We start from the raw sequence: 17,837 nt of genomic DNA on the forward strand, positions 1-17,837 counted from the left end.
CAAGCATAGCAACTACCTGTTTTATTTTGGTTAATTTTGTGTTTTATCAATTATTGCCTTCATGGAAAGTATTGCTCCATACACCTCTACATATAAAATTCGTTTTGTAACCGCCGCCTCTTTATTTGACGGGCACGATGCCACCATAAACATTATGCGCCGTATTTTACAAAGCACGGGCGCGGAAGTAATACATTTAGGGCATAACCGTTCGGTGGATGAAATAGTGAATTGCGCCATACAGGAAGATGTACAGGGGATAGCTATTACCAGTTACCAGGGCGGGCATGTTGAATATTTTAAATACATGCGCGATCTGCTTAACGAGCGTGGTGCCGGGCATATTAAGATATTTGGCGGCGGCGGCGGGGTGTTTTTGCCTGATGAGATAGCTGAGTTGCATGCTTATGGTATAAGCCGGATTTACTCCCCGGATGACGGCCGGAAGATGGGCTTACAGGGCATGATCAACGACATGATGCAGCAATGCGATTTTCAAACAGTGAGTAAACTCAACGGGCAGCTAAACCAACTCCCCCAAAAAGATATAAAGGCTATTGCCGGGCTGATAACACTTGCCGAAAACAACAGCCTGGATGGGAAAGTAAAATCTGAGGATATTTCTGAGGTAAATAAGCCGTCAACTCAAATTCCAGTTTTAGGTATTACCGGTACCGGTGGTTCAGGGAAATCCTCCTTGGTTGATGAGATTGTACGGCGTTTTTTAAGGGAAACAGATAAAACGCTGGCCATCATATCGGTAGATCCTTCTAAACGGAAAACCGGCGGTGCCTTACTGGGCGATCGTATACGGATGAATGCCATTAACAGTCCGCGGGTTTATATGCGCTCGCTGGCTACCCGGCAGGCTAATTTAGCCTTATCGCAACATGTACAGGAAAGTGTGGACATTTGCAAAGCGGCCGGGTATGACCTGATAATTGTTGAAACTTCCGGTATCGGGCAGTCTGATACGATGATAACCGATTACTGCGATCTGTCGCTTTATGTAATGACCCCTGAGTTTGGAGCAGCTACACAATTAGAGAAAATTGACATGCTGGATTTTGCCGATCTGGTAGCCTTAAATAAGTTTGATAAGCGCGGCGCCTTAGATGCTATACGTGATGTACGCAAGCAGTACAAGCGTAACCACATGTTATTTGATGCTAAGGATGATGAGCTGCCGGTATACGGTACGATGGCGTCGCAGTTTAATGATCCCGGGATGAACGCGCTGTTTGCCGCCGTTATGCAAACTATCAGGAAAAAAACAGGTGTAGATCTGTTTGCAGGGAGTGAACATAAGACAGGCATAAAAAATAACGAAGCTGAGAAAATTTACATCATCCCACCCGACAGGGTGCGTTATTTGGCAGAAATAGCCGAAAGCAGCCAGGCTTATACCGAATGGGTGAATGAGCAGTGTAAAATAGCACAGCAATTGTACAATGTTAAGGGTACTCTTGATCTTTTAAAATCAAACCAGTCTGCTTCTATCAGCGCAGGCACCGTTTCGGGGTTGGAGGATGTTTATACTCACCTCGAAAATCACCTGCATATTGATTGTAAAATGTTGCTTAAGCAATGGCCCGAAACGGTTGAAAAGTATAAAGCCGAAAATTTTATTTATAAGGTAAGGGACAAAGAGATTAAACAGCCGTTATATTATACTTCGTTGTCCCAGTTAAAGGTGCCTAAAATAGCTTTACCTAAATACGAAGCCTGGGGTGATATATTACGATGGCTGCTTACCGAAAATGTACCCGGTGAATTCCCGTACGCGGCTGGTGTATTTCCGCTTAAACGTGAAGGTGAGGATCCTACCCGTATGTTTGCCGGTGAGGGTGGCCCTGAGCGAACCAACAAAAGATTTCATTATGTATCATTAGGCCAGCCCGCACACAGGCTGTCAACCGCCTTTGATTCCGTTACATTGTACGGCGAAGACCCGCACATACGTCCGGATATTTATGGTAAAATAGGTAACTCGGGCGTGAGCATAGCTACGCTGGATGATGCTAAAAAGCTTTATTCCGGGTTTGACCTTTGTCAGTCATCCACTTCGGTATCTATGACCATTAACGGGCCTGCGCCAATGCTATTGGGCTTTTTTATGAATGCGGCTATTGATCAGCAATGCGAAAAATATATAAAGGAGCACAAGCTGGAGCATTTGGCAGAAGCTAAGTTTAAAGAACTTTATGATGATAAAGGACTTGCCAGGCCGCAATACCAAAATAAGGAGGGCGAGAGCCTGCCTGCGGGCAACGACGGCTTAGGTTTGATGCTGCTGGGCTTAACCGGAGATCAGGTATTACCTGCTGATGTTTATGAGAAGATAAAAGCCTATGCCATTGCCACGGTTAGGGGTACGGTACAGGCAGATATTTTAAAGGAAGACCAGGCGCAGAACACCTGTATTTTTTCTACAGAGTTTGCCCTGCGTATGATGGGGGATATTCAACAGTATTTTATCGACCAAAAAGTGCGTAATTTTTATTCGGTATCCATATCAGGTTACCATATAGCGGAGGCGGGCGCTAATCCTATTACCCAATTGGCTTTTACTTTAAGTAACGGGTTTACTTATGTAGAATACTATTTAAGCCGGGGCATGCATATTGATGATTTTGCACCAAATCTGTCGTTTTTCTTTAGTAATGGAATTGATCCTGAATACTCGGTTATCGGCCGTGTAGCGCGGCGTATATGGGCCAAGGCCATTAAAAATAAATACAAGGGGAATGAACGTTCGCAGAAATTAAAATATCATATACAAACCAGCGGCCGGTCATTACATGCGCAGGAGATTGATTTTAACGATATCCGTACTACCTTACAGGCGCTGTATGCCATCTATGATAATTGTAATTCGTTGCACACCAATGCTTATGATGAAGCGATAACCACCCCTACAGAAGAGTCGGTGCGCAGGGCCATGGCAATACAGCTTATTATCAATCGTGAATTAGGTTTGGCTAAAAACGAGAACCCCATACAGGGCGCGTTTATAATAGAGGAACTTACTGACTTGGTTGAACAAGCTGTGCTTACAGAGTTTAAGGCTATAAACGACCGGGGTGGCGTATTAGGGGCAATGGAAACCATGTATCAGCGCAGTAAGATACAGGAGGAATCTCTCTATTATGAAACCTTAAAACATACCGGCGAATATCCTATTATCGGTGTAAATACTTTCCTTAACAAAAAGGGTTCGCCAACACTGATCCCATCAGAGGTAATAAGAGCGACAGAAGAAGAAAAGCAATACCAGATAAAGGCGCTTAGCCTTTTTCAGCAGAGAAATGAGCAGGCAGCGCCCGCTTTGTTAGATGAACTACAGCAAAAGGCCATTGCAGGTGATAATATTTTTGAAAGCCTGATGGAGGCCTGTAAATACTGTTCGTTAGGGCAAATAAGCAATGCGTTATACGAAGTAGGCGGACAGTACCGTCGTAATATGTAAGGTTATTTTAACTGGCTAATTACTACGGGAGCCAGCTCTTTAACCCATAAATTATACATTTCGCCGGAGGGGTGTAAGCCATCTTCTGCTGTTAACGAAGCATCGGCAGCTGCTCGTTTAGATATGGGGGTAATATCTATATAATTAACGTTCGCTCTTTTACTTTCTTCTAAATTAATAGCGTTGAATCGTGCCACTTCATCAGCTATTTGCTGACGATCGCGGCCTTCGGCGAACGGTGTTGCTCCCCAATCAGGAATTGAAAGTACAAAAACGCGTTTGTTTTTGCCATCGGCAAAAGTAATAGCTGTATGAAGTAACTGGATGAATTCTTTACGGTAGATTTCTTCTTTATAACCGCGATATTGATTATTTACACCTATCAACAACGTTACTATATCAAACTTTTTATTATTAACGGTGCTGTTTTGTATCGCGTTTATTAATTCATCAGTTGTCCACCCGGTAACAGCAATAATTTCAGGTTTATTAAAAGAATATCCATCGGTAGTCAGTGTTGAAACTAACTGGTATGGAAATGATTCATTGCCGGGTACAGATTCCCCAATAGTATAAGAATCGCCAAGTGCAAGGTAGGTTAACGGAGCTTTACCGGGCATAGTTTGTTTGTTGTTGTGATGTAATTGCCTGTTGCAGCCGGCAGATAAAACTGTAAAAATTAAAAGTATTAAAATGTTTTTCATTCAACCATCTCCATACCAAACAATACGGAGATGTGATGTTTCAGGTTTTCCTGTACTTCAATAATATTAATTTCGCGGCCCAGTTCCTTTTGCATTGATGTTACAGCCTTATCATCAATACCGCAGGGCACAATATTTTTAAAATAGTCAAGATCGGGATTGATATTAAAGGCTAAACCATGCATAGTTACCCAGCGGCTGCAACGTACGCCCATAGCGCATATTTTACGCGCATTTTCATTGTCGGCATCAAACCACACACCGGTATAACCCGGGTAGCGCCCTGCTGTTAAGCCGTAATCTGCAAGTGTTAATATTACCGCTTCTTCCAGCTTACGGAGATAAAGGTGAATATCGGTAAAAAAATTATCCAGATCGAGTATTGGGTAGCATACAATTTGCCCGGGGCCGTGGTAGGTGATATCTCCTCCACGGTTAATAGGGTAATAGACCGCATTTTTTTCTTTCAAGCCCGCTTCATCAAGCAGTAAATGTTCGGCTTTGCCGCTTTTACCTAAAGTATAAACGTGCGGATGTTCACAAAAAATGAGATAGTTAGGGGTTAAAATCACCTCGGCCTGTTCATCGCCTGCAGGTACCAACGCTTGCCGGTTACGTATTTCGGTTTTTAATTTAACCGTTTGGCTGAATAGGGCCTCCTGTTGTTCCCAGGCAGCTTTATAATCAGTTAATCCCCAATTCTGCAGTATTACCTTTTTATTTTTCATTAAAAATTATTCTTTCACGTAGCCAATCATATAATCATTATACTGCAGGTAGTTTACCTGGTAGTCAATATTTTTTTCTCCTTTAAGTAATCTGGCATCCACATTTCCGTGGCCTTCAAAGTGAAATGGTTTTAAAAATATATTATCGGCAAATGAAACCTCTTTTTGGCCGTTGCATTTATAAATAGCCTCTTTGGCGCACCAACAAACGTATAGCTGCTCAATTTTATTCTTTTCTGAAATAAAAGCCATTTCATCGGGCCGTAAAAACTTGTCGGCAATACGCTCAACTTTTTGTTTTATCTGTTCAATATCAATCCCGACGGGGCCGCTTTTACTGATCATAACAGCGGCATAATCAAACGAGTGACTCAACGAGATATGATAAGGCAGGGTAACCAGGTAAGGTTTGCCATGTGTATCAACCTTGCAATCAATATATTCCTCAGTTTTGAGCATTTTACGTAATAGCACACGCGTGCCCAGCCAATGCAAATACCGCTTACTTTTACTTAGCTGTTTAGTATAAGCTTTTTCGGTATCATCTAATTGTAATTGCTTATATAATTCGTCGGCTTCCTCTTCAATTTTCCACAGGGCGAACTCTGTATCATCATCAATTTGCTGCCGGTATGCTATAGCCATAAGGTAAAATTGCAAAAACCTTAACAGAATTGTATCAAATAAATATAATAATTAAAATTTGTGCGACGGTTGTAACTATTCGGTAATAAGTTACGTCATAATCATCAGCGTATCAACCTTATTATCACATGAAAAGAATATATATAGCCGCTGCCATATTGATAGGTTTTGCCATAACCGAGGGCTGCCGTAAACAACACATTAATGCCGGTGTACCCGTTGAGCAGGTTAATAGCAATAATAAATAACCATATCCGGTATATGTTAATTAATTGTGCAGAACATATTGTTGCTGCTTAAAACAATTAATTATAATTTAGGCGGACACGACCGCTATGATATTATCAGACAAACGTATTCTGGAAGAAATTGAAAAGGGCACCATTATAATTGAGCCGTTTAAACCCGAATGCCTGGGCACAAACTCCTACGATGTGCATTTAGGCAAACATTTAGCTACTTATAAAGACCGTACCCTTGACGCGAAACTGCATAACGAGATAATAGGATTTGAAATACCTAAAGAAGGGTTTGTTTTACAGCCAAATACGCTTTACCTGGGTGTTACTATGGAGTATACCGAAACGCACAGTCACGTCCCTTTTTTGGAGGGTAAATCAAGTACCGGGCGTTTGGGGATTGATATACATGCTACTGCCGGTAAAGGCGATGTTGGCTTTTGCAATACCTGGACACTGGAGATATCATGTACGCAACCTGTGAAGATATACGCAGGGATGCCGATAGGCCAGCTTATTTACTTTGTGGTGGAAGGGGAAATAGAGACCATGTATAATACTAAAAGCAACGCGAAATATAACAACCCAACCACGCGCCCGGTGGAAAGCATGATGTGGAAAAACAAGTTTTAACGCTTAATAAGCTCTGATATATTATTTTAAAGCTTTTTTGAGTAAATTTGCCTGTACATATGCCAACGGAAGTACAGGAACAAACACTCACCTTTGAAGAGCTGATGGCCAGCCTCAAAGAGATGCACCGCCTTATTTTATGGAATGACGATCATAATACTTTTGATCATGTTATCCATTGTATGATAAAATACCTGGATTACTCTGAAAGCCAGGCTGAAAAGATAGCCTGGAAGGTACATAATGAAGGTAAGTGTGCAGTACTGGAAGGCTCTTTTACCGAAATGGAAGTTTACCGCAAAATTTTACAACAGGAAGGGTTAACCGTTAGTGTAGAATAAACCGGATTGTTCAATAATTTTCGTGCTCAATAAAATAGGTTAAACAATTGTATCATAAAAAATACAAAGCACAATTGGCTTTTTAACCCAATTGTGACACTTTGCGGTGTTTTTTTTAATCTTTTTTTTGAGTTTTGTAGATTAATTAATGATATAATAACGTTTCATTAATTGTTAGCTCTTAGGAATGACCGATTTTAAAACTCTTGATGACGGGGAACTGATTAATTTATTGAAAGAGGATAAATTAGGCGCGTTTAAAGAAATCTACAACCGGTATTGGAAGCAGCTATATTCCGAAGCGTACATGCGCTTAAAGAACAAGGAGTCCTCGGAAGAAATAGTGCAGGAGGTTTTTACCTCTTTTTGGTATAAGAGAAAAAATCTGGCTAATATTCACAACGCAGGTAGTTATCTTTCTGCCAGTGTAGTTAATCTGGTAATTGATCAATACAGAAAAGAGATGGTTCGGAGTAAATATCGCGAATCTTTTAAGTTGATCTATACAGAAGCCGATAGCACTACCGAAGAAGCTATCCTGGCTAAAGATCTTCAGCATAGTATTGAATATGAAGTGAGCGTGCTCCCGGATAAATGCCGTTCGGTATTTGAGCTGAGCAGAGTTGAACATAAATCTAATAAGGAAATTGCCGAACAACTGGGGATTTCTGAAAAGACCGTAGAACATCACATCACTAAAGCCTTAAAAAAAATCCGCTTAGGCATTGGCAGCTTCCTGTCAGTAATACCGACAATATTTTTTTAAAAAAAATATTTTTCAGAGCAAGGGTAAGCCCTTAGTTAAACGTCATGTATCTATAAGCCTAATTATATTCTTCATTAATTTCATGAAAGAACCTATATCCGTTGAGTTACTGGAAAAGTATTTGAGTGGTAATTGCACTGCTGCAGAAACTGCATTGGTAAAAAAATGGTATCAATCTTTTGAGCAGGTGCCAGATCCTGTTGATACCTTAAATGCTTCCGAGCAGGAACTTTTAAAGGAAAAAATATACAGCGCTATACTTTCTGAAATTGAGAGTGCTAATAATAAAGAGGAACGTATTTTAGTTACCGGAAAACCAAAAATGCAAACCTGGTACAGGTGGGCAGCGGCAGCAGTTGCATTTATTGCCGTTGCGGGATTATTCTATTTTTCTACATCAAAAACAAGCCATACCGATTCTTTAAAAGGAACAACAGATGTAGTAGCGATCACTAATAACTCTGATCATATTTATAAATCGATACTTCCGGATAGCAGTGCTGTTTGGCTTAGTCCGCATGCCCGGTTAACCTATCCTAAAGTGTTTGGTGAAAAAGCCCGTATGGTATCAATGGCGGGTGAGTGCTTTTTTGAGGTTACCAAAAATCCTGAAAGGCCCTTTATTATTACCAGCCGTTCGATAATAACAAAAGTTTGGGGAACAAGTTTCCTGGTTAGGGATAACGATAAAAGCACCACTGCCGATGTATCAGTAGTTACGGGTAAGGTTTCGGTAAGTATAAAATCAAAGAATAAAGTAGCGGATGATCTTTTAACAGTTAATAAGGATGAGGTAATGTTATACCCAAGTCAAAAGGCTGTTTACCTTAAAGATAAACATGTTTTAAAACCTTTTGAAACAAAAGGTGCTGATGCAGAGCTTAAGATATGGAAACACGTAAACCTGAATTTTGACAATAAGCCATTAAAGGATATTGTACCTGTGCTGAATGCCACTTTTAATGTTCAGATAAAAGTAACCGACGAAAAACTAAATCATTATTTACTGAATGCCGACTTTTCCGGATTAAACCTTCCGGATGTGTTGGAAGCGCTGAGTAAAGCGCTGAATATTGATTATGCAATTAAAAACAACAGTATAGAACTCAACAAACCAATCAATTAATCCAAATAAATATTATGAAGAAAAATAACCAAACTTAAACAGAAGAATACTTCCGGCCGAAAAGGCAAAAAAAAACTTAGAAGTGTTGCGAGCACTCCTAAGTCAAAAATCCAGCCCATACACATCGACACCAATTAAATGGTGAAGGGGCGTTAATTGTCTCATTTTAAAAAAGAAACAAAAACAAATATAATGAAATTTCATTTACGAAAACCCATTCCCTGGTATCAAATCATGAGGATCACATTTATACAGTTATTCCTGTCAGTTATATTAAGTGGTATGGCCTATTCAAGTACATTGAATGCCCAAAACATACTTGATAAAAAGATAAGCATCACGTTAAATAACGCGAGTTTGATAAACGTGCTTAACTATCTGCAAAAAAATGACGGGGTTAAATTCATTTATAGCAATAACGCTATTGATGTTAATCAGCAGGTATCTGTCGACGCAAAAAATCTGTCGCTTAAAAACGTACTTGATCAGGTTTTAAAAAGTAACGGCATTACTTACGAGGTTTTAAAAGACAGAATAATACTCAGCAAAATGACCGAATTAAAGGCTGCTGCTGATGTTAAACTAACCAAACAAAATTCCATAACTTCTGCAGAAGCGATTTCGATACCTATAACCGGAAAGGTTATTGACAAAAATGGTCAGCCTGTTATAGGTGCGAGCATTTTAGAAAAAGGAACTACCAACGGCACCACTACAGATGTTAATGGTAATTTTAAGTTAAATGTAGAAGGTCCCGCCTCCGTTTTAACTATCGCTTATATTGGTTACAACAACCAGGAAGTAACGGTTGGCAATCAAACCGATATAGCTATAACCTTAGTTGAAGATGTAAAAGCACTTAACGAAGTTGTAGTAGTTGGTTACGGTACACAAAGAAAAGCTACCGTAACAGGGGCTATCAGCAGCGTGAAGGCAAGTGATCTGCAAGATCAGCAGGTTACCCGTATTGATGACGCACTTAAAGGCAGAACTGCGGGTGTTAACGTTGTTCAAAGTTCAGGCGCGCCGGGTTCAGCACCGAGTATCCGTATAAGGGGTATTACTTCTATTAACAACAGCGATCCGTTGTATGTGATTGACGGGGTAATAGTTGATAATGGGGGTATTGATAACATCAACCCTAATGATGTTGAGTCAATTGATGTATTGAAGGATGCTTCTGCCGCAATATATGGTTCACGTGCATCAAACGGTGTAATTATCATAACAACCAAAAAAGGCAAGCAAGGGCCGCCTAAAATTTCATACAATGGTTATATAGGTTTTCAGGGACCGGTTAATAAGCCGGAATTGGCAAATGCATCACAATATGCTATGTTGCGTAACGAAGCCGTAACCAATGACGGGGGTACTGCTATTTTCGCAAATCCTGAGTCACTGGGTGTGGGTACAAACTGGCAGGATCAGATTTTCAGCAATAACGCGCTGATACAAAACCACAATTTAAGTATAAACGGAGCAACCGATAAAGCGAACTATTATACTTCATTTGGTTATTTAGATCAGGATGGTATTGTTATGCCTTCTATCTCCAACTACAAAAAATTCACTTTTACAACTAACACCAGTTACAAAGTGAAAAAGTGGTTAACCATTGGTGAAAATTTCACTTACTCTTACACACGTAATAAAAACAGCTTAAATACCAACAGCGTTTTTGGTGGTCCGCTTAGTTCTGCCTTAAATCTTGACCCGCTTACTCCAACAGTAGTAACGGATATCAACGGTCAGCCTAATGCAGGTATTTACACCTCGAATGCTAATAATATTGTAAGAGATGCTCAGGGTAATCCGTACGGGATATCAAACTATGTATCGCAGGAAATAACCAACCCGCTTGCCTATGTAAAAACACAGCAGGGCAATTATGGTTATGCAACTAACCTGCTTGGTAGCGCGTTTATTGAGGTTGAACCGGTTACCGGCTTTAAATTCAGATCGCAAATAAGTGCTAAGCAGGCATACTATGGTAGTAAATCATTTACACCGATATATTACCTGAACTCCAGCACAAGTAATCTTTCTAACACCTCTTTATACCTTGAAAATGACAAGAACCTGTCATGGAACATTGATAATACATTAACTTATACACATTCTTTCGGTAAAAATAATGTAACTGCATTAATAGGTACAAGTGCTCAGAAAGAGAGCGGATCGGGTTTAGGTGGCACGTTCTTAGGTTTACCTGTTAATACATTTAATGAATCATCGCCAAATTATGCATTACCTAATGCAAACAAAATTGCTAACGGATTCGATAATCAACCCTATACACTGGCTTCCTATTTTGGAAGGGTGACGTATGATTACGATCAAAAGTTCCTGTTCACCGGAATTATCCGCAGAGATGGTTCTTCTAAATTCGGTAGCAACAATGTTTACGGAACATTCCCTTCGGCACAGGTAGGGTACGTCATGTCGAGAGAAGGCTGGTTCCCTACACACTCGTTCATCGATTACTTTAAAATTCGTGGTTCATACGGCATAGTTGGTAACGAAATGTCACTTGCACCATTCCAATATACCGCGACTATTGGAAGTGGCCGTAATTACGTGTTCGGAGATGATGGTTTAATAGTTGGTTACAGCCCTAATGCACCGTCGAATCCTAATCTTAGATGGGAAGAAACACGCACGGCAAACATCGGGTTTGATGCAACATTGCTTAATAACCTTACGGTAACTTTTGATATTTATAAGAAAACCACTAAAGGAATGCTGCAGACCGTACAGCTTCCGGCTTATGCAGGTTTCTCTGCTCAACCATCTGCCAATATTGGCGATATGGAAAACAAAGGGGTGGAGTTGAACCTTGGCTATAGCAACAGAATTGGCGAGTTCAATTACAACATCGGTGGTAATATATCATACAACCACAACGAGGTAACTTACCTTGGCGATCAGATCAATTTCTTTAAAGTAGGTAGTGTGCAAAACGCTAACTATGAAATCGGTCGTACCGAAGTAGGGCATCCTGTTGGCGCATTTTATGGCTTTGAAGAATTAGGTGTTTTCCATTCACAGGCAGAGATTGATAACTATAAATCGGCTAATGGCACCGTTATACAACCAAACGCTAAACCAGGCGACTTTAAATGGAACGATACAGATGGTGACGGAAAAATTACCGATGCTGATCGTAAATTCCTGGGTAACCCCTTGCCAACATTTACCTATGGCATCAATTTCAGTGCAAACTACCGCAATTTTGATATCAAATTATTCGGACAAGGCGTTTGGGGTAACAAGATATATCAGGCGTACCGTCGTTTAGATATAGCATCGGCTAACTATCCTATAGCTGCGTTAGATGCCTGGACACCAACAAACACTACTGGTAATTACCCAAGATTAACTGATTCTGATCCAAATAACAACTTTAAAAACCCGTCTAATTTCTACCTGCAAAACGGTGCATATTTCCGTATTAAAACATTGCAGTTAGGCTATACATTGCCGGGTGCGTGGCTTAAAAAAGCAGATGTGCAAAGAGCAAGAGTATTTTTAAGCAGTAATAATTTAGCCACAATAACAGGTTATAAAGGATATGATCCGGAAATAAGCGGCGGTATTGATATGGGGATATATCCTCAGGCCCGCACGTTTATGGTTGGTTTAGATGTTACATTATAATAACAAATACAATTATCATGAAAATTAAATATTATACATATACAGGAGCTGTTTTGTTAGCAATAGGCGTAATGGCATCTTGTAAAAAGTCGTTTTTAGAATTAACCCCGCAGGGTGAGTTCCTTGAATCAAATTACTATGCAAATCCGGCACAGGCTTTAACAGCTTTGGTTGCGGCTTACGATCCGCTGGTTACTGAAACCGGCGGACTTGACGGTACTTATACAGATCCGTTAGGACCATTGAACTCAGCTTCCGATGATTGTTTCGCAGGCGGAGGGGGTTCATCTGACGTGCCGGACTGGCAGGCAATAAACAATTACACCATGACGCCGGCGGTTGGTCCGCAGGCAGGTTTTTGGGCAATCAATTTTCAGGGTGTAAACCGTGCTGATGTATTGCTTGAAAAATTACCCAATGTGCCGGGCTTAAGTGAGGATGTTTTAAAAAGATATACTGCAGAGGCGCATTTTTTACGTGCTCATTATTACTTTGATCTGGTTAGGTTATTTGAAAATGTACCATTAATATTAAATACGCTGCAAATATCAGAAGTGTACCAGCAACCACAAGCTAAACCTGAAGAGGTTTACGCCCAGGTAGAAGCTGATTTAACTGCAGCAATACCCGATTTGCCAGTAACTGTTGCCGCCAGCGAAAATGGCAGGGTTACCCAGGGGGCAGCCAAGGCTTTATTAGGTAAGGTTTATTTGTATGAAAAAAAGTGGGCGTTAGCTGCATCTACATTAGAAGAAGTTAACGGCACACCAGGGGGTACAAGCACTTATGGTTATAAATTGTTAAATAACTTTGGTGATATATTTAGTCCAACTAATAAATTTAACAGCGAATCTATTTTTGAAATAGTACACACCGGTATGCAAAATTATACCTGGAGCAACTGGAACCAATTCAAATCTAACGTGTATGTGCAAATGGTGGGTCCAAGAAGTTTTACAGGACCGATTTACTACGCCGGTGGTTATGGATTTAATCCGATCACACCAAATCTGGTTGCAGCAATGAAGGGTGACCCCCGCTATCCGTATACTATAGCTAATATTGATAGTTTAACAAAGGCCACCGGAACATCATATGACGAGAGCTATCAGGGAACAGGTTATTATATTGAAAAATATGCGCCTAAGGTAAAAAATATTGTTACCACAGGTTTAACTGACTTGAACTGGCCAAATGATTATATTGAAATAAGGCTTGCAGATACTTACCTTATGGAAGCTGAGGCATTGGTACAAGCCGGTACAAACACCGGGCGTGCAGGCGACTTATTAAATGCAGTGAGAGCACGTGTTGGCCTTGCTGCTGAAACGCCGACATTAGATAATATCTATAAAGAGCGAAGGTTAGAACTTGCTACCGAAGGGCATCGCTGGTTTGACCTCGTTAGAACAGGCCAGGCCCCGGCAGCCTTAGCATTTAAAGGTTTCCAGGCAGGTAAAAATGAAATATTGCCAATTCCGTTAACAGAAACATTGAACGGCACCCAGATCAAACAAAATCCGGGATATTAATATTATGTTTTTTGAAAAGCTGCCGGAACACCCCGGCAGCTTTTTTATTTTTAATAATATGGGTAATATTAACTGCTGCGTATTAATTGTATGACATCTAATAAAACACTTGTTTTTGGTTCGCTTTTTTTGCTGCCGCTTATGGTAATACTTTCACAGTGCTATACGGGTACAGTTAAAAAGGAAGATCCGCGGGGCCAAATATTTGCAGGTTCATCAACATGTGTCAATTGCCATAAAGACGTTTATGATTCATATATCCAAACCGCGCATTTTGAAACTTCCCGGGTTGCTGATATCAAAACTATTCATGGCAGCTTCGCCGAAGGGCGCAATGTTTTTAGTTTTGGAAACGGTAATAAGGTAGTTATGCAGAAAGGTGCCAATGGCTTATACCAGGTGGGATATATAAACGGTAAGCAAACACGCAGAGAAAAATTTGATATTACTGTAGGGGGTATTAAAGCAGAAACTTACCTGTATTGGAAGGGTAAGCAATTATTTGAATTGCCTATTTCCTATTTTAACGCCTTACATAGCTGGACAAACAGTCCAGGTTATGATACAGGAAGAGTTGATTTTAACAGACCTATTTTAAGGCGTTGTATGGAGTGCCATAGCTCATACATTAAACCCGTATCACAGGAGGACATTAGTTTAACCAACCGTAAAGTTGAGTTTGATAAGGCTTCGGTAATATTGGGGATAGATTGTGAGCGGTGCCATGGGCCGGCTGCAAATCATGTAAACTATCACACAGAATATCCGGAGGTTAAAAAACCGATGTACATAACTACTTATAACAGCTTAACCCGGGAGCAAAAATTAGACGCATGTGCAGTTTGCCATTCCGGTAATAAGGATGTGTTTGTAAGATCGGCCTTTGTGTTTAAAATGGGCGATACCCTTTCTAAATTTAAGGAACATAATTTTGCCCCGCAAACTACCGATCCTAAAACGCTTGATGTACATGGTAACCAAAATAACTTACTAAGGGCAAGTAAATGCTTTATAAGCAGTAATATGGACTGCAATACCTGCCACAATGTACACAAAAAGGAAAACGGTGATTTAGCTGCATATTCACGGAAATGTATAAGCTGCCATAATACAACTAACCACAATTCATGTAAAATGCTCCCTGAACTGGGCGAGGCCATTAAAACTAATTGCATTGATTGCCACATGCCGGCCAAGCCGTCAAATTTAATACAGGTAGAAGCTACAAGCCATAAATTAAAAATTCCTTACCTGGTGCGCACCCACCGCATTGCCATTTATCCGGCGGAAACAGAAAAGGTAATAAACTTTATAAAAAACAGCCGTTAGTAAGCGTAATATACTAAACTACGTTTATGTAGCAATTTACTACTGTACAAAAAAGCCCTTAGAAATTAATCTAAAGGCTTTATTAATGTGGGAGTTACTGGGTTCGAACCAGTGACCCTCTGCTTGTAAGGCAGATGCTCTGAACCAGCTGAGCTAAACTCCCTTTGTTTTGGGACTGCAAATATAGAATCTATCCGCTATTACTCAAAAAATAATTTTAATTATTTTTAAGTTGTAGATAACCAGTTATTTACATTCTTATTGATTCTCTTTTTATGGAACAAATCGCTTTAATCAGTTTTTTTCGGGCGGTATTAAGGATTTTTACATCGCTATATTATGATTTCGGCGTGGGTCTTCGGGTAATATTTCCATTTCCGGATAATCTATATAATCTGCATACCATTGTATAGCGCCCACCACATCTAAGGCATCTTCGGAGTTTATATTGATGGTTTCAAATGCGTAAAGTTTATTATGGGCATAACCATACAATTGTATTTCCGATTCGTTAGGAGTAAATCGCTCTTCGTCCAGACAAAAAACTCTGATCTTTAGTTCTGTATCTCTTGAATGTATTACGTCTCTGCAAGGATTCTTCGGATCGGTAGCTAATAAATATATATTGTAATCCATCTTACTGTAACATTGGTTTTATAATTAGTTTACAATTACTACTATCATAACTGTTTATTTGTTAATGTGTTTTATTAATTCATTGCTAATATTTGTACACAAGTTGTGCACAAATTTCCACAGTTAAATAATAGTTACACTAAATAAATGATGTCTAAATAATTAATTAAGCCGATTTATAGTTGGGCATGTAAATTGACTTTAAGTTAATACCCTCCTCAAAGGGTGTTTTTCATAGGTAGATGTAGGGCCGTAAGACTGCGAGAGTCTTTCGGCCTTTTTTGTTTTAATTTTCTTACTCCTTTTTGAACTGTCTATTTCCGGAATTATTAAATCCGTTTATACAATGCCATACGTAGGTACTAGTACAAACAAATTTATAATACATCTATAAAGCTAAAATTTAAAAGCAATTATGAAAACAGAAATTAACCCAATTACAGGCGGAGCAAATATGGCCAGAAGGTCCTTTTTGCGATACGCCGGTGCCAGCGCAGCAACTCTTGCGGTACTCGGAGCAACCTCGTGTAAAAAAGACCATAAGGTAATTGTAGACGGATCAATTGATATTGGTTCAGGTGATATCGGTATATTAAATTATGCTTATGCGCTTGAACAATTAGAAGCCGCGTTTTACTTACAGGTGGTTGCAAACCCTTATAATGGTATTACCGCAACAGAAACAGCTTATTTAACAGATATACGAGATCATGAAGTTTTGCATCGTGATTTTTTTAAAGCGGCAATTGGCGGCAGTGCTATACAGGAATTAACTACCGACTTCAGTTCAATTAATTTCAGCGATCGTGCAAGTGTACTTGGTGCGGCTAAATTATTGGAAGATACCGGTGTAACTGCGTATGATGGAGCCGGTTACTTGATACAGGATTCGGGGTATCTTACCATAGCAGGTAAAATCGTATCAGTTGAGGCAAGGCACGCGGCATTAATATCAAACCTTTTAAACTCCGGCAGTTTTGCTGCAAGCGACCAGGTGGATGCTAATGGATTAAACAAAGCGGCAAGTATAGCCGAAGTATTGGCAGGTGCCAATGGCTTCCTTAAAACCAAAGTGTCTGCAGTAAATTACAATTATCAACCATAATTAAAATCGCCATGAACTTATTTAATATAATAAACGAAATAGAACAAGTTGATCCGGAGATACACGAGCGTTTAAGTCCTCGTCGTGACGCGATCAAAAATATTACCAGCTTTGGTTCAAAAGTAGCCCTTGCTGCCATGCCATTTGCTTTGGGTACCATGTTTAAAAAAGCATATGGTCAAACAAATTCATCAGTAGTTGATGTTTTAAACTTTGCTTTAACTTTAGAATACTTAGAAGCGAAATTTTATAACACAGGTTCTGCGGGAGCTTTGATTCCTGCTGCCAATGCATCTTATATTAATGAGATAAAAGATGATGAGAACCAGCACGTTTCTTTTTTAAAGGGAGTGATAACTCAACTGGGAGGAACTCCGGTTGCTGAACCGAATATCGATCTTTCGGGTGGTAATGGTTCAGGCAATGGTCCATTTGCTGCTGCTTTAACAGATTATCCAACATTTTTATTAGCTGCGCAGGCTTTTGAAGATACAGGTGTTCGTGCCTATAAAGGCCAGGCCCCTGCTTTAAAAGGTAATCAGGTGGTATTAACTGCAGCATTATCAATACATGCTGTAGAAGCACGCCACGCCTCTGCCATACGTAAACTTCGCTTTGATTTAGGACAATCAACCACTACAAAACCGTGGATTGTGAGTACTGCATCAAAAGGAAATGATACCGGTAATGCATTGGTGGATGGTAATTATGATGGTGAACAAAATGTTACACAAGGTGGTGTAAATCTTACTACAGCACTTGGCGCTTCAGTAAGTGTTGCAACAGGAGCATTTGATGAGCCATTAACCACAGAGCAGGTTTTATTGTTATTAAAGGGATCTTTCCTGGTTAGCTAATAGCTACTCAAAATATAATTACTAAAACGAAAGCGACCGGAGAACTTCTCCGGTCGCTTTTTTTTTTAAG

The 17,837-nt window shown here is 39.9% G+C and carries 14 protein-coding genes and 1 tRNA gene; 10 read left to right on the forward strand and 5 right to left on the reverse strand.

Annotation, left to right across the window (positions count from 1 at the left end; genetic code table 11):
• The first annotated feature begins 61 nt into the window (after positions 1-61).
• Positions 62-3,469 (forward strand): methylmalonyl-CoA mutase family protein, encoded by a 3,408-nt coding sequence (locus I5M19_RS01440; RefSeq protein WP_200063311.1) that lies wholly within the window; start codon positions 62-64, stop codon positions 3,467-3,469.
• 2 nt (positions 3,470-3,471) lie between these two features.
• Here the strand turns inward: I5M19_RS01440 and I5M19_RS01445 are convergent, their stop codons facing one another.
• The 3 genes from I5M19_RS01445 to I5M19_RS01455 are packed head-to-tail and all read right to left on the reverse strand — an operon-like array spanning position 3,472 to position 5,546.
• The gene (locus tag I5M19_RS01445) at positions 3,472-4,173 is read right to left on the reverse strand and encodes an SGNH/GDSL hydrolase family protein (protein WP_200063313.1); all 702 of its coding nucleotides are present in this window, start codon (positions 4,171-4,173) and stop codon (positions 3,472-3,474) included.
• Positions 4,170-4,901: a lipoyl(octanoyl) transferase LipB gene (gene lipB / locus I5M19_RS01450; RefSeq protein ID WP_200063315.1), complete on the reverse strand. Its 732-nt coding sequence runs from the start codon at positions 4,899-4,901 to the stop codon at positions 4,170-4,172. Before lipB ends, I5M19_RS01445 begins: the two co-directional genes overlap by 4 nt.
• A gap of 6 nt (positions 4,902-4,907) precedes the next feature.
• Positions 4,908-5,546, reverse strand: a complete 639-nt coding sequence (locus tag I5M19_RS01455) for a 4'-phosphopantetheinyl transferase family protein (RefSeq protein ID WP_200063317.1) — start codon at positions 5,544-5,546, stop codon at positions 4,908-4,910.
• Positions 5,547-5,881: 335 nt separating this feature from the next.
• Between I5M19_RS01455 and dcd the strand changes: the two genes are divergently transcribed.
• The 7 genes from dcd to I5M19_RS01490 all read left to right on the forward strand — a co-directional run bounded on the left by dcd (position 5,882) and on the right by I5M19_RS01490 (position 15,169).
• A complete protein-coding gene (gene dcd, locus I5M19_RS01460; protein ID WP_200063320.1) occupies positions 5,882-6,418 on the forward strand; it encodes a dCTP deaminase in 537 nt (178 codons plus the stop codon).
• Positions 6,419-6,477: 59 nt separating this feature from the next.
• Entirely contained in the window at positions 6,478-6,759 is a 282-nt protein-coding gene (locus I5M19_RS01465; RefSeq protein ID WP_200063322.1) for an ATP-dependent Clp protease adaptor ClpS, read from the forward strand.
• A 187-nt stretch (positions 6,760-6,946) separates the two neighbouring features.
• Positions 6,947-7,525: an RNA polymerase sigma-70 factor gene (locus I5M19_RS01470; protein ID WP_200063324.1), complete on the forward strand. Its 579-nt coding sequence runs from the start codon at positions 6,947-6,949 to the stop codon at positions 7,523-7,525.
• An 82-nt stretch (positions 7,526-7,607) separates the two neighbouring features.
• The gene (locus I5M19_RS01475) at positions 7,608-8,651 is read left to right on the forward strand and encodes a FecR family protein (protein WP_200063327.1); all 1,044 of its coding nucleotides are present in this window, start codon (positions 7,608-7,610) and stop codon (positions 8,649-8,651) included.
• Between the two features lie 234 nt (positions 8,652-8,885).
• Positions 8,886-12,308 carry a TonB-dependent receptor gene (locus I5M19_RS01480; protein ID WP_200063329.1) on the forward strand — a complete coding sequence of 1,141 codons (3,423 nt, stop codon included), beginning with the start codon at positions 8,886-8,888 and terminating at the stop codon, positions 12,306-12,308.
• Between the two features lie 17 nt (positions 12,309-12,325).
• Positions 12,326-13,840: a RagB/SusD family nutrient uptake outer membrane protein gene (locus I5M19_RS01485; protein ID WP_200063331.1), complete on the forward strand. Its 1,515-nt coding sequence runs from the start codon at positions 12,326-12,328 to the stop codon at positions 13,838-13,840.
• Positions 13,841-13,930: 90 nt separating this feature from the next.
• Positions 13,931-15,169 (forward strand): multiheme c-type cytochrome, encoded by a 1,239-nt coding sequence (locus tag I5M19_RS01490; RefSeq protein ID WP_200063333.1) that lies wholly within the window; start codon positions 13,931-13,933, stop codon positions 15,167-15,169.
• A gap of 88 nt (positions 15,170-15,257) precedes the next feature.
• Here I5M19_RS01490 and I5M19_RS01495 read toward each other — a convergent pair.
• Positions 15,258-15,332: transfer RNA gene (locus tag I5M19_RS01495), tRNA-Val, on the reverse strand.
• Between the two features lie 161 nt (positions 15,333-15,493).
• The gene (locus I5M19_RS01500; RefSeq protein WP_200063335.1) at positions 15,494-15,805 is read right to left on the reverse strand and encodes a hypothetical protein; all 312 of its coding nucleotides are present in this window, start codon (positions 15,803-15,805) and stop codon (positions 15,494-15,496) included.
• Positions 15,806-16,220: 415 nt separating this feature from the next.
• Here I5M19_RS01500 and I5M19_RS01505 point away from each other — a divergent pair, with 415 nt between their 5' ends.
• Positions 16,221-16,910: a ferritin-like domain-containing protein gene (locus tag I5M19_RS01505; RefSeq protein WP_200063337.1), complete on the forward strand. Its 690-nt coding sequence runs from the start codon at positions 16,221-16,223 to the stop codon at positions 16,908-16,910.
• An 11-nt stretch (positions 16,911-16,921) separates the two neighbouring features.
• Entirely contained in the window at positions 16,922-17,767 is an 846-nt protein-coding gene (locus tag I5M19_RS01510; RefSeq protein WP_200063339.1) for a ferritin-like domain-containing protein, read from the forward strand.
• Positions 17,768-17,837 lie beyond the last annotated feature (70 nt).

Origin of the sequence: Mucilaginibacter segetis (assembly GCF_016522075.1) — a bacterium.
Taxonomy (GTDB): domain Bacteria; phylum Bacteroidota; class Bacteroidia; order Sphingobacteriales; family Sphingobacteriaceae; genus Mucilaginibacter; species Mucilaginibacter segetis.

What these genes read in the sequence shown, in the direction of transcription:
- I5M19_RS01475 (WP_200063327.1), top strand. Translation starts at nt 7,608, where the DNA reads ATGAAAGAACCTATATCCGTTGAGTTACTGGAAAAGTATTTGAGTGGT.
- I5M19_RS01505 (WP_200063337.1), top strand. Translation starts at nt 16,221, where the DNA reads ATGAAAACAGAAATTAACCCAATTACAGGCGGAGCAAATATGGCCAGA.
- I5M19_RS01445 (WP_200063313.1), bottom strand. Translation starts at nt 4,173, where the DNA reads ATGAAAAACATTTTAATACTTTTAATTTTTACAGTTTTATCTGCCGGC.
- I5M19_RS01490 (WP_200063333.1), top strand. Translation starts at nt 13,931, where the DNA reads ATGACATCTAATAAAACACTTGTTTTTGGTTCGCTTTTTTTGCTGCCG.
- I5M19_RS01465 (WP_200063322.1), top strand. Translation starts at nt 6,478, where the DNA reads ATGCCAACGGAAGTACAGGAACAAACACTCACCTTTGAAGAGCTGATG.
- I5M19_RS01440 (WP_200063311.1), top strand. Translation starts at nt 62, where the DNA reads ATGGAAAGTATTGCTCCATACACCTCTACATATAAAATTCGTTTTGTA.
- I5M19_RS01480 (WP_200063329.1), top strand. Translation starts at nt 8,886, where the DNA reads ATGAGGATCACATTTATACAGTTATTCCTGTCAGTTATATTAAGTGGT.
- I5M19_RS01455 (WP_200063317.1), bottom strand. Translation starts at nt 5,546, where the DNA reads ATGGCTATAGCATACCGGCAGCAAATTGATGATGATACAGAGTTCGCC.
- I5M19_RS01500 (WP_200063335.1), bottom strand. Translation starts at nt 15,805, where the DNA reads ATGGATTACAATATATATTTATTAGCTACCGATCCGAAGAATCCTTGC.
- I5M19_RS01470 (WP_200063324.1), top strand. Translation starts at nt 6,947, where the DNA reads ATGACCGATTTTAAAACTCTTGATGACGGGGAACTGATTAATTTATTG.
- I5M19_RS01485 (WP_200063331.1), top strand. Translation starts at nt 12,326, where the DNA reads ATGAAAATTAAATATTATACATATACAGGAGCTGTTTTGTTAGCAATA.
- I5M19_RS01510 (WP_200063339.1), top strand. Translation starts at nt 16,922, where the DNA reads ATGAACTTATTTAATATAATAAACGAAATAGAACAAGTTGATCCGGAG.
- lipB (WP_200063315.1), bottom strand. Translation starts at nt 4,901, where the DNA reads ATGAAAAATAAAAAGGTAATACTGCAGAATTGGGGATTAACTGATTAT.
- dcd (WP_200063320.1), top strand. Translation starts at nt 5,882, where the DNA reads ATGATATTATCAGACAAACGTATTCTGGAAGAAATTGAAAAGGGCACC.